The sequence below is a fragment of the Pseudomonas sp. SDO5532_S415 genome (genome assembly GCF_054071155.1).
In genome coordinates, this window is the sequence record NZ_JBSVWS010000037.1 from 18,314 (window position 1) to 37,555 (window position 19,242).

Here is a 19,242-nt window from a genome sequence, read left to right on the forward strand (position 1 = left end):
TGCTTCGTGAAAACGAACGGCAACCGTGATGGAAACAGTAATGAACTGGACCTGGTTTCATAAGCTCGGCTCACCCAAGTGGTTCTACGGCATCAGCGGCAAGATGCTGCCGTGGTTGAGCATCGCAGCCTTACTGCTGATCACCATCGGCGTAGTCTGGGGCCTGGCCTTCGCGCCACCGGACTATCAGCAAGGCAACAGCTTTCGCATCATTTATATCCACGTTCCGTCCGCCATGCTGGCGCAGTCCATCTATGTGATGCTGGCCGTGTGCGGCGTCGTCGGGCTGGTGTGGAAAATGAAACTGGCCGATGTCGCCCTGCAATGCGCGGCACCCATCGGTGCCTGGATGACCGCCGTGGCGCTGGTCACCGGGGCCATCTGGGGCAAGCCGACCTGGGGGTCGTGGTGGGTCTGGGATGCACGCCTTACGTCCATGTTGATTCTGCTTTTTCTGTACTTCGGTCTCATTGCGCTGGGCAACGCTATCAGCAATCGTGACAGTGCGGCCAAGGCCTGCGCGGTGCTGGCGATTGTCGGCGTGATCAACATCCCGATCATCAAGTACTCGGTGGAGTGGTGGAACACCCTGCATCAGGGCGCGACCTTTACCCTCACCGAAAAACCGGCGATGCCGGCTGAAATGTGGCTGCCGCTGCTGCTGACGGCACTCGGGTTCTACTGTTTCTTCGGCGCCGTGTTGCTGCTGCGCATGCGCCTTGAAGTGCTCAAGCGCGAGGCACGGGCCAGTTGGGTGAAAGCCGAAGTTCAGAACAGCCTGGAGGTCGCTCGATGAGTTTTGCTTCATTCGGCGACTTCATCGCCATGGGCCATCACGGCCTGTATGTCTGGTCGGCCTACGGCATCTGCCTGGTGGTACTGGCCCTCAACGTGGCGGCGCCGATCCTGGCCCGCAAGCGGTATCTGCAACAAGAGGCGCGTCGTCTGCGCCGGGAGAACGGCAAGTGAATCCGCTGCGTAAAAAGCGTCTTACCCTCATTCTCGCGATTCTGGTCGGGGTCGGCGCTGCCGTCGGCCTGGCCCTGAGCGCCCTGCAGCAAAACATCAATCTGTTCTACACCCCGACCCAGATCGCCAACGGCGAAGCGCCCCATGACACGCGCATTCGCGCCGGCGGCATGGTCGAGGCCGGTTCGTTGCAGCGCTCCGGCGATTCCCTGGATGTGAAATTCATCGTCACCGACTTCAACAAGTCCGTGACCATCACCTATCGCGGCATCCTGCCGGACCTGTTCCGCGAAGGGCAGGGCATCGTCGCCCTGGGTAAACTCAATGCCGATGGCGTGGTGGTGGCCGATGAAGTGCTGGCCAAGCACGACGAGAAGTACATGCCGCCGGAAGTGACCAAGGCCTTGAAAGACAGTGGCCAATCCGCACCCACACCCGCCAAGGAGGGTTGATGATGACTTCCGGCATTTTTATTCCAGTGCTTTTCATACCAGAACTGGGCCACCTGGCCATGATCCTGGCGCTGTGTTTTGCCCTGGTACAGGCCGTGGTGCCCTTGCTCGGCGCCTGGCGTGGCGACCGTTTGTGGATGAGCCTGGCCCAGCCGGCCGCGTGGGGCCAGTTCGCCTTTCTGCTGTTCGCCTTTGGTTGCCTGACCTACGCGTTCATGGCTGACGACTTCTCTGTCGCCTATGTGGCCAGCAACTCCAACAGCGCGTTGCCGTGGTACTACAAATTCAGCGCCGTGTGGGGCGCCCACGAAGGTTCGTTGCTGCTCTGGGCACTGATCCTCGGTGGCTGGACCTTCGCCGTGTCGGTGTTCTCCCGGCAGTTGCCGCAAGTGATGCTGGCGCGGGTGCTGGCGGTGATGGGCATGATCAGCATTGGTTTCCTGTTGTTCCTGATCCTCACCTCTAACCCGTTCGAACGCATCCTGCCGCAGATTCCGGCGGACGGTCGCGACCTTAACCCGCTGCTGCAGGACATCGGCCTGATCGTGCACCCGCCGATGCTCTACATGGGCTATGTCGGTTTCTCCGTGGCCTTCGCCTTCGCCATCGCCGCGCTGCTGGGCGGTCGCCTCGATGCGGCGTGGGCGCGCTGGTCGCGTCCGTGGACCATCGTCGCCTGGGCCTTCCTCGGTATCGGCATCACCCTCGGCTCGTGGTGGGCCTACTACGAACTCGGCTGGGGCGGCTGGTGGTTCTGGGACCCGGTGGAAAACGCTTCCTTCATGCCTTGGCTGGTGGGCACTGCGCTGATTCACTCGCTGGCGGTCACGGAAAAACGTGGCGTGTTCAAGAGCTGGACCGTGTTGTTGGCCATTGCTGCGTTCTCGTTGAGCTTGCTGGGGACTTTCCTCGTGCGCTCCGGCGTACTGACGTCGGTTCACGCCTTTGCTTCCGATCCCGAGCGCGGCGTGTTCATCCTGATTTTCCTGCTGTTCGTGGTCGGCGGTTCGCTGACGCTGTTCGCCCTGCGTGCGCCGGTGGTCAAGAGCCAGGTCGGCTTCAACCTCTGGTCCCGGGAAACCCTGCTACTGGGCAACAACCTGGTGCTGGTGGTGGCGGCTTCGATGATTCTGCTCGGCACCTTGTACCCGCTGATTCTGGATGCGATGACCGGCGCCAAGTTGTCGGTCGGCCCGCCATACTTCAACGCGCTGTTCATTCCGTTGATGGCGTTGCTGATGCTGGTGATGGCGGTCGGCGTGATCGTGCGCTGGAAAGACACCCCGGTTAAGTGGCTGCTGAGCATGCTGACGCCGGTACTGCTCGGCAGTGCTGCGCTGGCGGTGGTGGCCGGTGTCGCTTACGGCGATTTCAACTGGGCGGTGCTGGCGACCTTCATGCTCGCGGCCTGGGTGTTGCTGGCCGGTGTGCGAGACATCTTCGACAAGACTCGCCACAAAGGCCTGATCAAAGGGTTGCCGACCCTGACCCGCAGTTACTGGGGTATGCAGGTCGCGCACCTGGGCATCGCGGTCTGCGCCCTGGGCGTGGTGCTGTCGAGCCAGAACAGTGCCGAGCGCGATCTGCGCCTGGCACCGGGCGAATCCATGGCGTTGGGCGGTTATCAGTTCGTGTTCGAAGGCGCCAAACACTTCGAAGGCCCGAACTTCACGTCCGACAAGGGGACCGTGCGAGTGATCAAGGACGGCCAGGAAGTCAGCGTGCTGCACCCGGAAAAACGCCTCTACACCGTGCAGAACTCGGTGATGACCGAAGCCGGGATCGACGCCGGTTTTACCCGTGACCTCTATGTCGCCCTGGGTGAACCGCTGGGCGATGGTGCCTGGGCGGTGCGCGTTCACGTCAAGCCGTTCGTGCGCTGGATCTGGTTCGGCGGCTTGCTGACCGGACTCGGCGGATTGCTGGCAGCGCTGGACCGGCGTTATCGGGTCAAGGTGAAGAGCCGCGTGCGTGAGGCGCTGGGCATGTCGGGAGCTACTGCATGAGACGTTGGTTGATGCTGTTGCCACTGGCGATTTTCCTCGTGGTCGCTGTTTTCCTGTATCGCGGTCTGTACCTGGACCCGGCCGAGTTGCCTTCGGCGATGATCGGCAAGCCATTCCCGGAGTTTTCCCTGCCGGCGGTGCAGGGCGACAAGACCCTGACCCGCGCCGATATCCTTGGCAAACCGGCGCTGGTCAACGTCTGGGGCACCTGGTGCATTTCCTGCCGGGTCGAGCACCCGGTGCTGAACAAACTGGCCGAGAAGGGCGTGGTGATCTACGGCATCAACTACAAGGACGTCAACGCCGACGCTTTGAAGTGGCTGAAGGATTTCCACAACCCGTATCAACTGGACATCCGCGACGATGAAGGCTCCCTGGGCCTGAACCTTGGTGTATACGGCGCGCCGGAAACCTTCTTCATCGACGCCAAGGGTGTCATCCGCGACAAGTTCGTCGGGGTGATCGACGAGCAGGTCTGGCGTGAAAAACTGGCGGCCAAGTATCAGGCGCTGGTCGACGAGGCCAAGCCATGAAGCGCTGGATCGCCGCTGTCGTTCTGGGCTTGAGCATGGCCGGGGTGGCTCACGCCGCCATCGACACCTATGAGTTTGCCAAGGAAGGGGATCGCGAGCGTTTTCGCGAGTTGACCAAAGAGCTGCGTTGCCCCAAGTGCCAGAACCAGGACATCGCCGACTCCAACGCACCGATCGCCGCCGACTTGCGCAAAGAGATCTTCCGCATGCTCGGCGAGGGCAAGGACAACCAGCAGATCATCGACTTCATGGTCGATCGCTATGGTGATTTCGTCCGCTACAAACCGGCCCTGAACGCCAAGACCGCACTGCTCTGGTTCGGCCCCGCCGGCCTGTTGCTCGGTGGTGTTGTGATCATCGCGGTGATTGTCCGCCGTCGGCGCGTGCAACGCACCGCCACCAAGGATGAGCTTTCTGCCGAGGAGCGCGAGCGCCTCGACCACCTGTTGGATAAAACCAAGAATGATTGATTTCTGGCTTGCTGCTGGTCTGCTGCTTCTGGTGGCCCTGAGTTTTCTGCTGATTCCCATTCTGCGCAGTCGTCGTGCCCAGCTCGAAGAGGATCGGACCGCCCTGAACGTGGCGCTGTATCAAGAGCGCGTGGCTGAGTTGCAGGCTCAGCAGGAAGAAGGCGTTCTCGATGCCGCACAAATGGACGCCGGGCGCGCCGAAGCCGCCCGCGAGTTGCTCGCCGATACCGAAGGCGTTGCCGCGCCACGAGTATCGCGCCTGGGCAAACCGGCGCCGTTGCTGGCGGCGATCCTGGTCCCGGTCCTGGGTCTCGGGTTGTACCTGCATTTCGGTGCCAGCGACAAAGTCGAGCTGACGCGGGAGTTCTCCCAGGCGCCACAGTCGATGGAAGAGATGACCCGGCGTCTGGAGCGCGCGGTCGCGGCGCAGCCGGATTCCGCCGAGGCGTTGTATTTCCTTGGCCGCACCTACATGACTCAGGATCGTCCCGGCGACGCGGCGAAAATCTTCGAGCGCACCGTCGCCGTGGCCGGACGCCAGCCTGAGCTGTTGGGACAATGGGCTCAGGCCCAGTACTTCGCCGATGGCAAGAAATGGTCGGACAAGATTCAGGCGCTGACCGACGAAGCGTTGAAAGCCGATCCGAAAGAAGTCACCAGCCTCGGCCTGCTGGGCATCGCGGCGTTCGAAGGCCAGCGCTATCAGGAGGCGATTGATTACTGGAATCGCCTGTTGGAGCAACTGCCACCGGAAGACAAATCCCGTATCGCACTGCAGGGCGGTATAGACCGCGCCACCGAGAAACTGGTGGCCAGCGGTGGCAAGGTGGCAGCGGCCCCAGTAGCCAAGGCTGCTGTGTTGCTCAAAGTCCGGGTGGACCTGGCGGCTGACCTGAAAGCCAAGGTCCAGCCGGGTGACAGCGTGTTCATTTTTGCTCGCGCCACCTCTGGCCCACCCGCGCCGCTGGCGGCCAAGCGTCTGACCGTGGCCGACTTGCCGGCAACCGTTGAACTGGGCGATGCCGACGCAATGATGCCGCAGTTGAAACTGTCGAACTTCCCTGAAGTCCAACTGGTTGCGCGCATCTCCCGTGCTGGCAAACCAACGGCCGGTGAGTGGATCGGCCGCAGCCAGCCTCTGGCCAGCAGCACCACCGCGCCGCAAAAACTGACCATCGACAGCCCGGACAAATAACAGGAAATGCCTCTATGACCGCCATCGCTCGTATCACTCTGCTCAGTATGGTTTTAGGGTTGAGCGCTTGTGCGGTCCAACGGCCCGAGCCGACGCCACTGCCGCCGATCCCGCCGTCGCAGCCAAAGCCTACGCCGTCTACCTCACCGACGCCGAGCAAACCGAGCATTCCAGCCAAGCCCGCCAAACCGTTGCCGCGTACCTCCGCCAGCTTCGCGCCGCCGCCGGGGGGCAATAGCCATTGGGATCCGAAACTGGGTGTGTATGTGCTTGATGATCAGCCCAATACCTTTTATCGGCAGCGTACTTACTACCGCTGGGATAATGGCTGGAGCCGGTCGATCAGTCCTAAGGGACCCTGGGAGGAGACGGATATTCACGGGGTGCCGGGTGGGTTGGGACGGCAATTCGGGCAGTAGTGCAAGAGGCGACCTTCGGGTCGCCTTTTTCTTGCCCGCGCAAATGTAATTGCTGGATCACCGCTGAACCCTGTGGGAGCGGGCTTGCTCGCGAAGGCTTTGTGCCAGTCGATGAATTTTTTGATGGTGTACATATCCATTCCTGCGGTAACGGCCACCTATGGTTTCGCCCTTACGGCGAGTCACTTTTAACAAACGCCCGGAGTGCCGGCCCAGTTAAAAGTAACCAAAAGCGCTCGCCCCGGCGTCCGGCCCCTCGCCAAGGCTCGGGGTTCCTTCGCTCCGGTGTCCATCCGGGGGCATTGCCCTCCGGTTGGCTTCGCTGCACCTGCATGCAATGGGTTCGACTGCGTCGAACGGCGCTGCGCACCAATCCCCGGATGAACGCCTCCACTCAGCCTACCGAAGGGGCGGGTGGATCAAGATCAAAAGCCAAAGCCAAAGCCAAAGCCAAAGCCAAAGCCAAAGCCAAAGCCAAAGCCAAAGCAGTGCCCCCTGTAGGAGCGAGCCTGCTCGCGAAAAACGCCCGGACAACGCGTTCACTCAGACAGGGCGCGTTATCGTTGACGTCCTTCGCGAGCAGGCTCGCTCCCACAGGTTTCCCCCCCAGGTATCCCCACAGGTTCTCCATCGCTCCCAGCCGCTCAACCTTTCACAAAACCTTCATCAAATAGTTAATCCAGCGACATGTGCGAGTCATAGGGCTGACATGCCCCGTGCCTAAAGTCGGTTGAACTCAAATACGGCCATGGACGGCTGTTCAACCAGACAGAGAAGCCCATGAACGCAGCTATCCATGTCGATCATCTGAACAAGACCTTTGCGCGCAAGACCGCACTGGTCGACCTCGAACTGACCATCGCGGCCGGTGAGATGGTCGCGCTGATCGGCGCGTCCGGCTCCGGCAAGTCCACTTTGTTGCGCCACCTCGCGGGCCTGGCCTGTTGCGATCGCAATAACGGCGGCAGCATTAAGGTGCTGGGGCGGGAAGTGCAGGCCAGCGGACGGCTCAATGGCAAGGTGCGGCGCCTGCGGGCCGATATCGGTTACATCTTTCAGCAGTTCAACCTGGTCAATCGCCTGAGCGTGCTCGACAACGTGCTGCTCGGTTGCCTGGGTCGCATGCCGCGCTGGCGTGGCAATTTGTGCCTGTTCAATGCCGAGGAGAAACAGTTCGCCCTGGAGTCCCTGGACCGTGTCGGCCTGGCCGATCTGGCTTTGCAGCGGGCCTCGACCCTTTCCGGCGGTCAGCAGCAGCGCGTGGCGATTGCCCGGGCCCTGACCCAGCGTGCTGAAGTGATCCTGGCGGATGAGCCGATTGCCTCGCTCGATCCCGAATCCGCACGCAAGGTCATGGAGATCCTCGCCGACATCAACCGTCGTGACGGCAAGACCGTGGTCGTGACCCTGCATCAAGTCGATTACGCCACGCGCTATTGCCCGCGTGCCGTGGCGCTCAAGGGCGGGCGGATTCATTTCGATGGCCGCGCGGCCGAGCTGAGCAGCCAGTTCCTCAACGATTTGTACGGTGCCGACATCGACACCAGCCTGATGTGTTCCGATCAGATTCGCCCCGTTGAAGCCGCGCCCCGGCTGGTGCTGGCGCGTGCGTGATGACCTCGAATTTCCCAACCGTTCTCCTTCAGGAAACCTTTCCATGTTGAACCGTATCGGTCGCGTTTTTGCTGGCGCAGCACTGCTCGCCGGCTGTGTGCTGGGCACCGCTCAGGCTGAAGAAAAAGCCATCAACTTCGGCATCATGTCCACCGAGTCGTCGCAGAACCTCAAGAGCATCTGGCAGCCGTTTCTCGATGACATGCAGAAGCAGACCGGCCTGAAGATCAACGCCACCTTCGCCTCCGACTATGCCGGCCTGATCCAGGGCATGCGCTTCAACAAGGTCGACGTCGCCTGGCTGGGCAACAAGGCCGCCATCGAAGCGGTGGACCGTTCCAACGGCGAAATCTTCGCCCAGACCGCTGCTGCCAGCGGCGCCGCCGGTTACTGGAGCGTGTTGATCGCGCGCAAGGACAGCCCGATCAACTCCGTCGACGACATGCTGAAAAATGCCAAGACCCTGACCTTCGGCAACGGCGACCCGAACTCCACCTCGGGCTACCTGGTGCCTGGCTACTACGTGTTCGCCAAGAACAACGTCGATGCGGCCACCGCGTTCAAACGCACCCTCAACTCCAGCCATGAGGTCAACGCCCTGAGTGTGGCCAAGGGGCAACTGGACGTGGCGACCTTCAACACCGAAAGCTGGGATCGCCTGGAAGTCACCCAGCCTGACAAGGCTGCACTGCTGAAAGTGATCTGGAAGTCGCCGCTGATCCCGGCTGATCCATTGGTGTGGAGCAAGGCTCTGAGCGACAGCGAGAAAGCCAAGATCCGCGATTTCATCTTCAGCTACGGCGACACCGACTCCGAGAAAGCGGTGCTGGCGGGCATGCAGTTGGGCAAGTTCCTGAAATCCAGCGACGACCAGTTGTTGCCGATCCGCCAGCTGGAACTGTTCAAGCAGCGCACCACGATCAGTACCGACACCAAGCTCGAAGCGGCGGACAAGGCCAGGAAACTCGCCGAGATCGATGCCGAACTGGCCAAGCTGCAAGAGCGCATCACCTTGCTCGAGAAGACCGACAAAAAGACTGCCAACGCTGGTTGATCCACCGCAACTCAGCTGTGGGAGCGAGCCTGCTCGCGAATGGCGCTGTGTCGGTCGACATCGATGGTGCATGTGCTGCCGTCTTCGCGAGCAGGCTCGCTCCCACAGGTTTGGTATCAGGAATGCATCAGGAAAATTTTAGAGAACCCTTATGACCACACTGCACGCTGAAGCTGTCGGCAAGCGCACCTGGCCGCAATACGCCGGTTGGGGCCTGTTCCTGGTCCTGCTGGCCTGGGCCTGGCACGGCGCCGAAATGAATCCGATGGCGCTGTACCGCGACTCGGGAAACATGGCGACCTTCGCCGCGGATTTCTTCCCGCCGGACTTCCATGAATGGCGGGCTTATCTCAAGGAAATGATCGTCACCGTGCAGATCGCCCTCTGGGGCACTGTGTTGGCGATTGTCTGCTCGGTGCCGCTGGGCATTCTCTGCTCGGAAAACATCACCCCCTGGTGGATTCACCAGCCACTGCGCCGGGTGATGGATGCCTTCCGATCGATCAACGAAATGGTCTTTGCGATGTTGTTCGTCGTGGCAGTCGGGCTCGGACCGTTTGCCGGTGTGCTGGCGCTGTGGATCAGCACCACGGGGGTACTCGCCAAGCTGTTCGCCGAGGCGGTGGAAGCGATTGATCCAGGTCCGGTTGAAGGCGTTCGCGCCACCGGAGCCAGTGCCTTGCAGGAGGTGATCTACGGCGTGATTCCGCAAGTGATGCCGCTCTGGGTTTCCTATGCGCTGTACCGCTTCGAGGCCAATGTGCGTTCGGCGACGGTGGTGGGGATGGTCGGTGCCGGCGGGATCGGCGTGATCCTGTGGGAGAACATCCGCGCCTTCCAGTTTGTGCAGACCTGCGCCGTGCTGCTGGTGATCATCGTCGTGGTCAGCCTGATCGACATCCTCTCGCAACGCCTGCGCAAGCAGTTCATCTGATTTTCGGAGGGGTGCCCTTGGGCGCTTTTTTTAAGCATGCAGTTGTCTAGACAAGATGAGCCGGTGTACCGCGAGTTGGCCGACATCCTGCGCCGCGAGTTGGCTGACTACCGCGCCGGAGACTTCCTGCCCGCCGAGGTGCAGTTGGCCGAACGCTTCGGCGTCAACCGCCATACCTTGCGTCGCGCCATCGATGAGCTGGTGTTCGAAGGCAGCCTGTTGCGCCGCCAGGGCAAGGGCACCCAAGTGTTGGAGCGACCGCTGATTTACCCGATGGCTGCCGACAGCGCCTACAGCCAGTCGTTGTCGGCCCAGGGTTTGGGGGTCGAAGCGGTGCTGCTCAAGCGCCGTTACTGCTTCGCCAGTCGCGAAGAGGCGCAGCATCTGGGCCTCATCGAAATGGCACCGATGATCGAATTGCAGACCTTGCGCAAGCTCGACGGGCAACCGGTCAGCCTGATTCGCCATCGCTACTGTGCCAGTCACGCGCCACTGCTGGCGGACTACACCGGCGGCTCCCTGCGCCAGTACCTGAGCGAGCGCGATCTGCCGCTGACCCGTACCCAGAGCCTGATCGGCGCCCGTTTGCCTAATCGCGAAGAGGCGGCTTTGCTGATGATGCCCCGGCACTTGCCGGCGCTGAGTGTGTTCACCCTTTCCCGTGATCGCGATGGCCGTGCGGTGGAGCTGGCGCAGTCCACCAGCCGTTCGGATCGCTTTCAGTACCAGGTCGTCACCTGATGGAGAACCAACCGATGAACTCTGCTTCTCACACCGCCCGGCAGCACTGGATCGGCGTGCTGGCCCGCGCCCGTCGCAGCGAATTGCAGCCCCATGAAGCCGCGCTGCGCGACGTTGAGTACCAGCTGATACGCGCCCCGGAAATCGGCATGACCCTGGTCCGTGGCCGCATGGGGGGCAACGGCGCGCCGTTCAACGTCGGCGAAATGAGCGTGACCCGTTGCGTGGTGCGCCTGGCTGATGGCCGTACCGGCTATAGCTACCTGGCGGGCCGCGACAAGGTGCATGCCGAATTGGCCGCGCTCGCCGACGCGCACTTGCAAGGCACGCAGCAGCGCCATTGGCTCGACCAGTTGATCTCGCCGCTGGCCAACGCCCAGGCCGAACGCCGCGCGCGGAAAGAGGCGGAAACCGCCGCCACCAAAGTCGAATTCTTCACCCTCGTGCGAGGAGAAAACTGATGAGCGCACAGCTGTTGCAACCGGCGTTTGACGATCCGGTACTGGATGCCCAGCGCGGTTTTCGCGCGGCACTCAAGGCGCTGGCCGGCCCCGGTCTGATCCAGACCCTGCACGCCACGCCGAGCCTCGAGGGCCTTATGCCTGCGACCTACGCGCTGTGCCTGGCGTTGCTGGATGTCGACACACCGCTGTGGCTGGCGCCGTCCTTCGACACGCCGCTGATCCGCGCCAACCTGGCGTTTCACTGCGGTTGCCCGCTGACCGCGAATCGTGAAGACGCACGCTTTGCCTTGCTCGCCGCCGAGGATCTGCTCGACCTGAGCGGCTTCGATCACGGCAACGACCGTTACCCCGATCAGTCCTGCACCTTGCTCGTTCAACTGCCGAGTCTCGATGGCGGGGCAGGGCTGTGCTGGCGCGGGCCGGGGATCGAAAGCGAACACGGCGTTCCGTTGCCGGTGGCCGATGGCTTCTGGCGCGAGCGTGAACGGCGCAATGAATTCCCCCGTGGACTGGACCTGTTTTTCACCGCCGACCACGGCCTGATCGGCCTGCCGCGCAGTACCCGCATTGCACAGGAGTGTGTCTGATGTACGTAGCCGTCAAGGGTGGCGAACAGGCCATCGACAATGCCCACCGTCTGCTGGCGAAAAAGCGCCGGGGTGATACCTCGGTTACTGAATTGAGCGTCGAGCAAATCCGTCAGCAACTGCCGCTGGCGGTGGCGCGGGTCATGAGTGAAGGCTCGCTGTACGACGAAGAACTGGCGGCGTTGGCAATCAAGCAAGCGGCGGGGGATCTGGTCGAAGCGATCTTCCTGCTACGCGCCTACCGCACCACGTTGCCGCGCTTCAGCCCGAGCCTGCCGATCGACACCTCGACCATGCAGCTGAGCCGACGTCTATCCGCCACCTTCAAGGACGTGCCGGGTGGGCAGTTGCTGGGGCCGACGTTCGATTACACCCATCGACTGCTCGACTTCGCGCTGCTGGCTGAAGGCGATTATCCGGGGCCGCAAACGACCCCTGACGCCAGCCTTGAAGCGTGCCCCCGGGTCCTGGGTTTGCTGGCCAGGGAAGGCTTGATCAAGAACGAGTCCGATAATGGCGACAGCATCGCCGACATCACCCGCGATCCGCTGGAGTTGCCCGCCAGCCGCGCCGAGCGCCTGCAGGCCCTGGCCCGTGGCGATGAAGGGTTTCTGCTGGCGCTGGGCTACTCGACCCAACGCGGCTATGGCCGCAACCACCCGTTCGCCGGGGAAATCCGCATCGGTGAAGTCGAGGTGTGGATCGACCCCGAAGAGCTGGGCTTCCCGATCAATCCGGGCAGCATCGAAGTCACCGAGTGCGAGATGGTCAACCAGTTCGTCGGCTCGGCCACCGAACTGGCGCAGTTCACCCGTGGCTATGGCCTGGCCTTCGGACATGCCGAGCGCAAGGCCATGGGCATGGCGCTGGTCGACCGCGCCTTGCGTGCCAAGGAGTTCAACGAAGAGATCGAGTCCCCGGCGCAGCAGGAAGAGTTTGTGCTGATGCACTGCGACAACGTCGAGGCCGCCGGTTTCGTCTCGCACCTCAAACTGCCTCACTACGTGGACTTCCAGGCCGAGCTGGAACTGATCCGCAAACTGCGAAAGCCTGCCGAGGGCAACACCCATGAATGACTTGAGCCAGGTACCCGTGCGCGACGCGGCGTACAACTTCGCCTACCTCGATGAACAGACCAAACGCATGATCCGCCGCTCCTTGCTCAAGGCCGTGGCGATCCCCGGTTATCAGGTGCCATTCGGTGGCCGCGAGATGCCGTTGCCTTATGGCTGGGGCACCGGCGGCATGCAACTGACCGCGGCGATTCTTGGCGACGATGACGTGCTCAAGGTCATCGACCAAGGCGCTGATGACACTACCAATGCCGTGTCGATCCGCCGTTTCTTCGCTCGCACCGCCGGCGTCGCCACCACCGAAATCACCCCGGACGCGACGGTGATCCAGACCCGTCACCGCATTCCGGAAACGCCGTTGCACGCCGATCAGATCATGGTCTACCAGGTGCCGATCCCTGAGCCGTTGCGCTTTATCGAACCGTCGGAAACCGAGACCCGGACCATGCACGCCCTCAACGATTACGGGGTAATGCACGTCAAGCTCTACGAAGACATCGCCACCTTCGGCCACATCGCCACCGCCTACGCTTACCCGGTGATGGTCGACGAGCGCTACGTGATGGACCCGTCGCCGATTCCCAAATTCGACAACCCGAAACTCGACATGAGTCCGGCGTTGATGTTGTTCGGTGCCGGTCGCGAGAAGCGTCTGTACGCGGTACCGCCGTACACCAGAGTCACCAGTCTCGACTTCGAGGATCACCCCTTCGAAGCACAGCAATGGGACGAGTGCTGCGCCATTTGTGGCAGCCATGAGTCGTTCCTCGACGAGCTGATCATCGACGATGCCGGCACCCAGAGCTTCGTCTGTTCCGACACCTATTACTGCGCCCAGCGCGTCAGCCAGCAGGAGCAGGGCCAATGAACCAGGCGCTGAAAAACGAACTGTCGGTGTCCACCGAGCCCTTGCTGCAAGTGCGTGATCTGTCGCTGTTGTACGGCCCGGAAAAGGGCTGTCAGGACGTCAGCTTCGACCTGTATCCCGGTGAAGTGCTGGGGATTGTCGGTGAGTCCGGTTCCGGTAAATCGACTTTGCTTTCACTGCTCAGTGGAAGGCTGCCGCCGCAAAAAGGTCTTATCGGTTATCGCGACAAGCAGGGCCAATGGCTGGACCTGTACAGCGCCAGCGAAGCCGAACGCCGCACCTTGCTGCGCACCGAATGGGGCTTTGTCGAGCAGAACCCGCGTGACGGTTTGCGCATGGGTGTGTCGGCCGGGGCCAACATCGGTGAACGGTTGATGGCGCAAGGCGTGCGCAATTACCAGCAGCTGCGTGGGGCGGGGCTGGACTGGCTGAGCCAGGTGGAAATCGATCCGCAGCGCATCGACGACTTGCCCCGCACGTTCTCTGGCGGCATGCAACAGCGCCTGCAGATCGCCCGCAACCTGGTGTCGAGTCCGCGCCTGGTGTTCATGGACGAGCCCACTGGCGGCCTCGACGTCTCGGTGCAGGCGCGGTTGCTCGACCTGCTGCGCGGTCTGGTACGTGAACTGGATCTGGCGGTGGTGATCGTCACGCACGATCTGGCGGTGGCGCGGTTGCTGGCTGATCGCCTGATGGTGATGCGTCGCTCGCGGGTGGTGGAAACCGGTCTCACCGATCAGATCCTCGACGACCCGCAGCACCCTTACTCTCAACTGTTGGTGTCTTCGGTGTTGCAACCATGATGAATACCTTGATCGAGGTCCGTGACCTCTCGAAAACCTTCACCCTGCACCAGCAGAACGGTGTGGTCCTCAATGTGCTGCGCGGGGTGGATTTCAGTGTGGCGGGAGGCGAATGCCTGGTGCTGCACGGCCAGTCCGGTGCCGGTAAAAGCACCTTGCTGCGCACCCTGTATGGCAATTACCTGCCGGCGGGCGGCAGCATCCGCGTGCAGCACGACGGGCAGTGGCTGGAGCTGGTGGACGCCGAGCCCCGGGACATTCTCCAGGTGCGTCAGCGCACCTTGGGTTATGTCAGCCAGTTTCTGCGGGTCATTCCACGGGTGGCCTGCCTGGACGTGGTGATGGAGCCGGCGTTGGCCCGTGGCTGGTCGAAACATCTGGCGCAATCCCGTGCCGAGTTGCTGCTCAGCCGCCTGAACATTCCGCCACGCCTGTGGCAACTGGCGCCCGGTACCTTCTCCGGTGGCGAGCAGCAGCGGGTCAACATCGCCCGGGGTTTTATGGTGGCGTGGCCGGTGATGTTGCTCGATGAACCCACGGCTTCCCTGGATGACAGCAATCGCCAAGTGGTGCTGGAACTGATGAACGAAGCCAAGCAAGCCGGTGCCGCGTTGATCGGCATCTTCCACGACCGCGTCGCCCGCGAAGCGGTTGCCGATCGTCATCTCGACATGACCCCAGCAGCGAATCAAGAGGAATACGCCGATGCCCGTTGAACAGATCCTCAGCAATGCCCAACTGGTCACCGCTGACCGTGTGTTCTATGGCACCGTGCTATTGCGCGACGGCTTGATCGCCGACGTGGCCGAAGGCCCGAGCCGCTTGTCCCAGGCTCAGGACCTCAACGGCGATTATCTGCTGCCCGGACTGGTGGAACTGCACACCGACAACCTGGAAAAACACATGACCCCGCGCCCCGGCGTGGACTGGCCGTCGCGCCCGGCGGTGCTCAGCCACGATGCGCAGATCATCGCGGCCGGCATCACCACGGTGTTCGACGCGGTGTCCATCGGTGACGTGAATCCCAAGGGCAACCGCATGCAGAAACTGCCGGCGATGCTGAAAGCGATCTCCAGCGCGTCCGACGCCGGGCTGACCCGTGCCGAGCATCGCCTGCACCTGCGCTGTGAGCTGTGTCACCCCGACACGCTGAGCGTGTTCCGCGATCTGGTGGAGCATCCGCTGGTGCAACTGGTGTCGGTGATGGACCATTCGCCGGGTCAGCGCCAATTCGTGCTGGAGTCCAAGTACCGTGAGTACTACATGGGCAAGTACCACCTGACAACGACGCAAATGGATGAATTCATCACGTTACAGATGGCCAATTCCCGCGAGTACAGCGACCGCTATCGCGCGGCGATTGTCGAGCACTGCCTGGCTCGCGGCCTGTCGGTGGCCAGCCATGACGACGCAACCCTGGCCCACGTCGAGGAGTCGGCACGCTACGGGATGACCATCGCCGAGTTCCCGACCACCGTCGAAGCGGCGCGTGGTTGCCGGCAGCAAAACATGAAAGTGTTGATGGGCGCACCGAACATCGTGCGCGGCGGTTCGCACTCGGGTAACGTGGCCGCCGCTGACCTGGCGGATGAAGGGCTGCTGGATATTCTGTCCAGCGATTACTACCCGGCGAGCCTGTTGCAAGCAGCGTTTGCACTGGCGGCGCAGAGCGAGCGGATCGATCTGGCCGCAGCGATGCGCATGGTCAGCCTGGCCCCGGCCCGCGCCGCAGGGTTGAGCGATCGCGGCGAAATCGCCCCGGGCCTGCGCGCCGATCTGGTACAGGCACGCAGTCAGGACGGTTTGCCGGTGGTCCAGCAAGTATGGCGACAAGCGAAGAGGGTGTTTTGATGTCAGGCAGGTTGATCTATCTCATCGGGCCTTCAGGTTCGGGCAAGGACAGCCTGCTGGATGCCGCACGAACGCGGTTGGCCGAACGCGGCTGTCGTATCGTGCGGCGAGTCATCACCCGTTCGGCGGAAGCCGTGGGCGAGGCGGCGCTGGGCGTCAGCATGCAGCAGTTCACCGAGATGCAGGCCCGGGGCGCATTTGCCCTGAGCTGGCAGGCCAATGGCCTGGCCTATGGCATCCCGCGGGAAATCGATGATTGGCTGGCGGTGGGGGACGACGTGCTGGTCAACGGTTCACGCGGGCATCTACCGCAAACCCGTGAGCGCTATCCGGATGTGTTGGCGGTGCTGCTGACCGTGGACCAGACAGTATTGCGCCAGCGCCTGCTGGCGCGCGGGCGTGAGTCCGTGGCCGAGATCGATCTGCGACTGGCGCGCAATGCCCGGTTCAATGAGCGTCTGTTGGCCGATGATCCCAAAGTGCATGTACTCGACAACTCCGGACCGCTGGAGCGCACTGTCGAGTACCTGCTCGCCTGCATCGATGAGCCTGCCGCATGCGCCTGACCCTGCTGGGCACCGGTGATGCCCGACAGGTGCCGGTCTATGGTTGCGAATGTCAGGCCTGTGTTCGTGCGCGTTTCGATGAACGCTTGCACCGTCGACCGTGCTGTGCGTTGATCGAATGCGGCGACCAGCGCTGGCTGATCGACAGCGGCCTGCCGGACTTGACCGAACGCTTTCCGCCACGCAGTTTCAACGGCGTCCTCCAGACCCATTACCACGCCGATCATGCCCAAGGGCTGCTGCATCTGCGTTGGGGCCAGGGCCTGGTGATTCCGGTGCACGGTCCGGTTGACCCGGAAGGCCTGGCGGACCTCTACAAACATCCGGGCATTCTCGATTTCAACCAGCCGTTCGAAGCTTTTGAAACCCGATCCTTCGGCACGCTCAACGTTACCGCGCTGCCATTGCTGCACTCCAAACCAACGCTCGGTTACCTGCTCGAAGGCGAAGGACGTCGCATCGCCTACCTGACCGACACCGTAGGCCTGCCACCGGCCACCACGGCGTGGCTGCAACGTCAGCCGCTGGACGTGCTGGTGCTTGACTGCTCGATGCCACCGCAACCGCAGGCACCGCGCAATCACAACGACCTGAACCTGGCTATGCAATGCATTGACGAATTACAACCTGAGACGGCGGTGTTGACCCATGTCGGGCATACGTTTGACGCATGGTTGATTGAGCATCTCGGTGAGCTGCCGGGCAATGTCAGTGTGGGGTGGGATGGGTGTGTGTTGTAGGAGGGACTGACTTGCCCACCCTATATTGGCCCGAAAGGCGAGTCGGGGTTTATGGATACACCCGATCACCTTGTGGGAGCTGGATACGATCTTTTGATCTTGATTGGGAGGGCGTTCAGACGTCCTTTAACAACCCCCGCACATACTCCACAAACGCCCGAGCCTTGGCGCTGACCATCCTGCCCGTAGGAAAAACCGCCCACAGGTCCTGGTTCGGCAACGTCCAGTCGGTCATCACTTCCCTGACCGAACCGTCGGCCAGCTCCGGTGCAAACATCCATTCCGAGGCCATGGTCAGCCCCTGATGGGCCAGTACCGCAGCCCGCAGACCCTCGGCGGCGTTGACTCGGATGCGGCCGCTAATGACGACGGATTGTTCTACGTCAGCCCTCTTGAGCGACCAGTTGGCACCGCCACTCAGGGTGTAGACGACCGCCTGGTGCTTGCTCAGGTCAGCGGGGCAGGTGGGCTCACCGTGTTGTTCGAAATACGTCGGCGTACCCAGCACCACGCGCCGGCATTCGGCGATCTTGCGGGCGGTGAGGCCCGAGTCGCTCAAGGCGCCCATGCGCAGGGCAACATCAACGCCTTCTTCCACCAGGTTGACGTTGCGATCGTCGAGCATCAGGTCGATGTTCAGTTCCGGGTTCTGTTCGAGAAACGGCCCCAGGTGCGGGACGATGTGCAGCCGGCCGAAGGTCACGGCGGTGCAGATACGCAGGTTACCGGTCAGTCCACTTGCCGCGCCGCGAGCGGCGTTGTCCGCCTCGTCGGCTTCTTCAATGGCGCGCTTGGCCCGTTCGAAAAAGGCCAGGCCTGCTTCGGTGGGTGTCAGGCCACGGGTTGAGCGCAACAACAACCGCACCGCCAGACGCGATTCGAGCTGTGCGATGGTTTTAGATACCGCCGGCTGACCGATATTCAGGCGTCGTGCGGCGGCGGAAAACGAGCCGGTTTCTACCACGTAGACGAAAGATTCCATTGCGGCGAGACGGTCCATCGTGGGTCCTTGTAAAAATGACACTGTGGGAGCGAGCCTGCTCGCGAAGGCGTCAGGTCAGTCAGCATCCATGTTGAATGTTACGCCGTCTTCGCGAGCGGGCTCGCTCCCACAAAGGGCAGTATTCAATCACACCCTGTAAAACAACCGAACGTCGAGTTGCAGGTTTTTGTGCTTGAGTAAAGATAACTCTGGAGTTACTTTTATTCATGCCGGAGCAAGGAGGCGGATGGTGCAGAGCAGGCTACTGATCAAGGAGTTGATGGAGGCAGGTTGGACATTGGATCGGATCACTGGAAGTCATCAAATCTTCACCCACCGTTACAACCCATACACGATTCCCGTTCCCCATCCGAAAAAGAATTTGCCGGTCGGGACGGTCAAGAGCATCAGGAGGCGAGCCGGGCTTTTTTGCCCGCTGGCCAGTTACGCAGGAGATCCATAATGCAATATCCAATCTGTATCGAGTGGGGCGATGAGAACACCGCCATCGGTATCCAGATCCCCGATATTCCAGGCGCGGTAACCGCCGGGGATAGCTTTGAAGATGCCTACAACGCGGCGGTCGAGATTGCCCACATCCTGCTTCAGGAGATCGCGGCGGACGGGGGGACGATTCCGATGCCGACTTGCGCAGCCGAGCACCGTGGCAATCCGGAGTTTGCCGATATGGGGTGGGGGATGCTGGAGCTGGATATCTCGCCGTATCTGGGCAAGACCGAGAAGGTCAACGTGACGCTGCCGGGCTATGTCATCCAGCGAATTGACCGCTATGTGCGTGAACACAACGTCAAAAGCCGTTCGTCGTTTCTGGCGGATGCGGCGATGGAGAAGCTGGTTCGGTATTGAGTGGTGTCAGTTACATCGCTATCGCGGGCAAGCCACGCTCCCACAGGTTATTCA

24 protein-coding genes are annotated in these 19,242 nt (G+C 61.9%); 23 read left to right on the forward strand and 1 reads right to left on the reverse strand.

Features of this window, described 5'->3' with window-relative positions:
- Positions 1-40 precede the first annotated feature (40 nt).
- The 21 genes from ACW9HW_RS11855 (at position 41) to phnP (ending at position 17,339) form a co-directional block, all read left to right on the forward strand.
- Positions 41-796 carry a heme ABC transporter permease gene (locus ACW9HW_RS11855; protein WP_095195695.1) on the forward strand — a complete coding sequence of 252 codons (756 nt, stop codon included), beginning with the start codon at positions 41-43 and terminating at the stop codon, positions 794-796.
- Positions 793-969: a heme exporter protein CcmD gene (gene ccmD, locus ACW9HW_RS11860; RefSeq protein ID WP_057398391.1), complete on the forward strand. Its 177-nt coding sequence runs from the start codon at positions 793-795 to the stop codon at positions 967-969. The genes ACW9HW_RS11855 and ccmD overlap by 4 nt, the downstream gene beginning before the upstream one ends.
- Complete coding sequence (ccmE, locus tag ACW9HW_RS11865) at positions 966-1,421, forward strand: cytochrome c maturation protein CcmE (protein ID WP_095195694.1); 456 nt, start codon at positions 966-968, stop codon at positions 1,419-1,421. Before ccmD ends, ccmE begins: the two co-directional genes overlap by 4 nt.
- Before the next feature lie 2 nt (positions 1,422-1,423).
- Positions 1,424-3,427, forward strand: coding sequence for a heme lyase CcmF/NrfE family subunit (locus ACW9HW_RS11870; protein ID WP_095195813.1), 2,004 nt, complete (start codon positions 1,424-1,426; stop codon positions 3,425-3,427).
- Positions 3,424-3,960, forward strand: coding sequence for a DsbE family thiol:disulfide interchange protein (locus tag ACW9HW_RS11875; protein ID WP_095195693.1), 537 nt, complete (start codon positions 3,424-3,426; stop codon positions 3,958-3,960). The genes ACW9HW_RS11870 and ACW9HW_RS11875 overlap by 4 nt, the downstream gene beginning before the upstream one ends.
- Positions 3,957-4,430: a cytochrome c-type biogenesis protein gene (locus ACW9HW_RS11880; protein WP_095195692.1), complete on the forward strand. Its 474-nt coding sequence runs from the start codon at positions 3,957-3,959 to the stop codon at positions 4,428-4,430. Before ACW9HW_RS11875 ends, ACW9HW_RS11880 begins: the two co-directional genes overlap by 4 nt.
- Entirely contained in the window at positions 4,423-5,625 is a 1,203-nt protein-coding gene (gene ccmI / locus ACW9HW_RS11885; RefSeq protein WP_207266624.1) for a c-type cytochrome biogenesis protein CcmI, read from the forward strand. Before ACW9HW_RS11880 ends, ccmI begins: the two co-directional genes overlap by 8 nt.
- Positions 5,626-5,639: 14 nt before the next feature.
- Positions 5,640-6,044, forward strand: coding sequence for a hypothetical protein (locus tag ACW9HW_RS11890; protein ID WP_095195690.1), 405 nt, complete (start codon positions 5,640-5,642; stop codon positions 6,042-6,044).
- A gap of 780 nt (positions 6,045-6,824) precedes the next feature.
- Positions 6,825-7,658 (forward strand): phosphonate ABC transporter ATP-binding protein, encoded by an 834-nt coding sequence (gene phnC / locus ACW9HW_RS11895; RefSeq protein ID WP_095195689.1) that lies wholly within the window; start codon positions 6,825-6,827, stop codon positions 7,656-7,658.
- 43 nt (positions 7,659-7,701) lie between these two features.
- Positions 7,702-8,712, forward strand: a complete 1,011-nt coding sequence (phnD, locus tag ACW9HW_RS11900; protein ID WP_457399968.1) for a phosphonate ABC transporter substrate-binding protein — start codon at positions 7,702-7,704, stop codon at positions 8,710-8,712.
- 151 nt (positions 8,713-8,863) lie between these two features.
- Positions 8,864-9,646 carry a phosphonate ABC transporter, permease protein PhnE gene (phnE, locus tag ACW9HW_RS11905; protein WP_034146313.1) on the forward strand — a complete coding sequence of 261 codons (783 nt, stop codon included), beginning with the start codon at positions 8,864-8,866 and terminating at the stop codon, positions 9,644-9,646.
- A 36-nt stretch (positions 9,647-9,682) separates the two neighbouring features.
- Positions 9,683-10,387: a phosphonate metabolism transcriptional regulator PhnF gene (phnF, locus tag ACW9HW_RS11910; RefSeq protein WP_457399969.1), complete on the forward strand. Its 705-nt coding sequence runs from the start codon at positions 9,683-9,685 to the stop codon at positions 10,385-10,387.
- A 14-nt stretch (positions 10,388-10,401) separates the two neighbouring features.
- Entirely contained in the window at positions 10,402-10,848 is a 447-nt protein-coding gene (phnG, locus tag ACW9HW_RS11915) for a phosphonate C-P lyase system protein PhnG (RefSeq protein ID WP_457399970.1), read from the forward strand.
- The gene (gene phnH / locus ACW9HW_RS11920) at positions 10,848-11,438 is read left to right on the forward strand and encodes a phosphonate C-P lyase system protein PhnH (RefSeq protein WP_457399973.1); all 591 of its coding nucleotides are present in this window, start codon (positions 10,848-10,850) and stop codon (positions 11,436-11,438) included. The genes phnG and phnH overlap by 1 nt, the downstream gene beginning before the upstream one ends.
- Positions 11,438-12,514: a carbon-phosphorus lyase complex subunit PhnI gene (locus ACW9HW_RS11925; protein WP_457399974.1), complete on the forward strand. Its 1,077-nt coding sequence runs from the start codon at positions 11,438-11,440 to the stop codon at positions 12,512-12,514. Before phnH ends, ACW9HW_RS11925 begins: the two co-directional genes overlap by 1 nt.
- Positions 12,507-13,379 (forward strand): alpha-D-ribose 1-methylphosphonate 5-phosphate C-P-lyase PhnJ, encoded by an 873-nt coding sequence (locus tag ACW9HW_RS11930; RefSeq protein ID WP_457399976.1) that lies wholly within the window; start codon positions 12,507-12,509, stop codon positions 13,377-13,379. The genes ACW9HW_RS11925 and ACW9HW_RS11930 overlap by 8 nt, the downstream gene beginning before the upstream one ends.
- Positions 13,376-14,182, forward strand: a complete 807-nt coding sequence (gene phnK, locus ACW9HW_RS11935; protein WP_095195682.1) for a phosphonate C-P lyase system protein PhnK — start codon at positions 13,376-13,378, stop codon at positions 14,180-14,182. The genes ACW9HW_RS11930 and phnK overlap by 4 nt, the downstream gene beginning before the upstream one ends.
- Positions 14,182-14,898 carry a phosphonate C-P lyase system protein PhnL gene (gene phnL, locus ACW9HW_RS11940; RefSeq protein WP_095195812.1) on the forward strand — a complete coding sequence of 239 codons (717 nt, stop codon included), beginning with the start codon at positions 14,182-14,184 and terminating at the stop codon, positions 14,896-14,898. The genes phnK and phnL overlap by 1 nt, the downstream gene beginning before the upstream one ends.
- Positions 14,888-16,033: an alpha-D-ribose 1-methylphosphonate 5-triphosphate diphosphatase gene (locus ACW9HW_RS11945; RefSeq protein ID WP_457399978.1), complete on the forward strand. Its 1,146-nt coding sequence runs from the start codon at positions 14,888-14,890 to the stop codon at positions 16,031-16,033. The genes phnL and ACW9HW_RS11945 overlap by 11 nt, the downstream gene beginning before the upstream one ends.
- Positions 16,033-16,599 (forward strand): phosphonate metabolism protein/1,5-bisphosphokinase (PRPP-forming) PhnN, encoded by a 567-nt coding sequence (gene phnN, locus ACW9HW_RS11950; protein WP_457399980.1) that lies wholly within the window; start codon positions 16,033-16,035, stop codon positions 16,597-16,599. The genes ACW9HW_RS11945 and phnN overlap by 1 nt, the downstream gene beginning before the upstream one ends.
- A complete protein-coding gene (gene phnP, locus ACW9HW_RS11955) occupies positions 16,590-17,339 on the forward strand; it encodes a phosphonate metabolism protein PhnP (RefSeq protein WP_095195679.1) in 750 nt (249 codons plus the stop codon). Before phnN ends, phnP begins: the two co-directional genes overlap by 10 nt.
- Before the next feature lie 115 nt (positions 17,340-17,454).
- Here phnP and ACW9HW_RS11960 read toward each other — a convergent pair whose 3' ends face one another.
- Complete coding sequence (locus ACW9HW_RS11960; RefSeq protein ID WP_457399982.1) at positions 17,455-18,339, reverse strand: LysR family transcriptional regulator; 885 nt, start codon at positions 18,337-18,339, stop codon at positions 17,455-17,457.
- A gap of 232 nt (positions 18,340-18,571) precedes the next feature.
- Between ACW9HW_RS11960 and ACW9HW_RS11965 the strand changes: the two genes are divergently transcribed.
- Together ACW9HW_RS11965 and ACW9HW_RS11970 are read left to right on the forward strand one after the other, a co-directional pair.
- Positions 18,572-18,784, forward strand: a complete 213-nt coding sequence (locus ACW9HW_RS11965; protein ID WP_095195811.1) for a type II toxin-antitoxin system HicA family toxin — start codon at positions 18,572-18,574, stop codon at positions 18,782-18,784.
- Complete coding sequence (locus tag ACW9HW_RS11970; protein ID WP_457399983.1) at positions 18,784-19,188, forward strand: type II toxin-antitoxin system HicB family antitoxin; 405 nt, start codon at positions 18,784-18,786, stop codon at positions 19,186-19,188. The genes ACW9HW_RS11965 and ACW9HW_RS11970 overlap by 1 nt, the downstream gene beginning before the upstream one ends.
- The last annotated feature ends 54 nt before the right edge of the window (positions 19,189-19,242 follow it).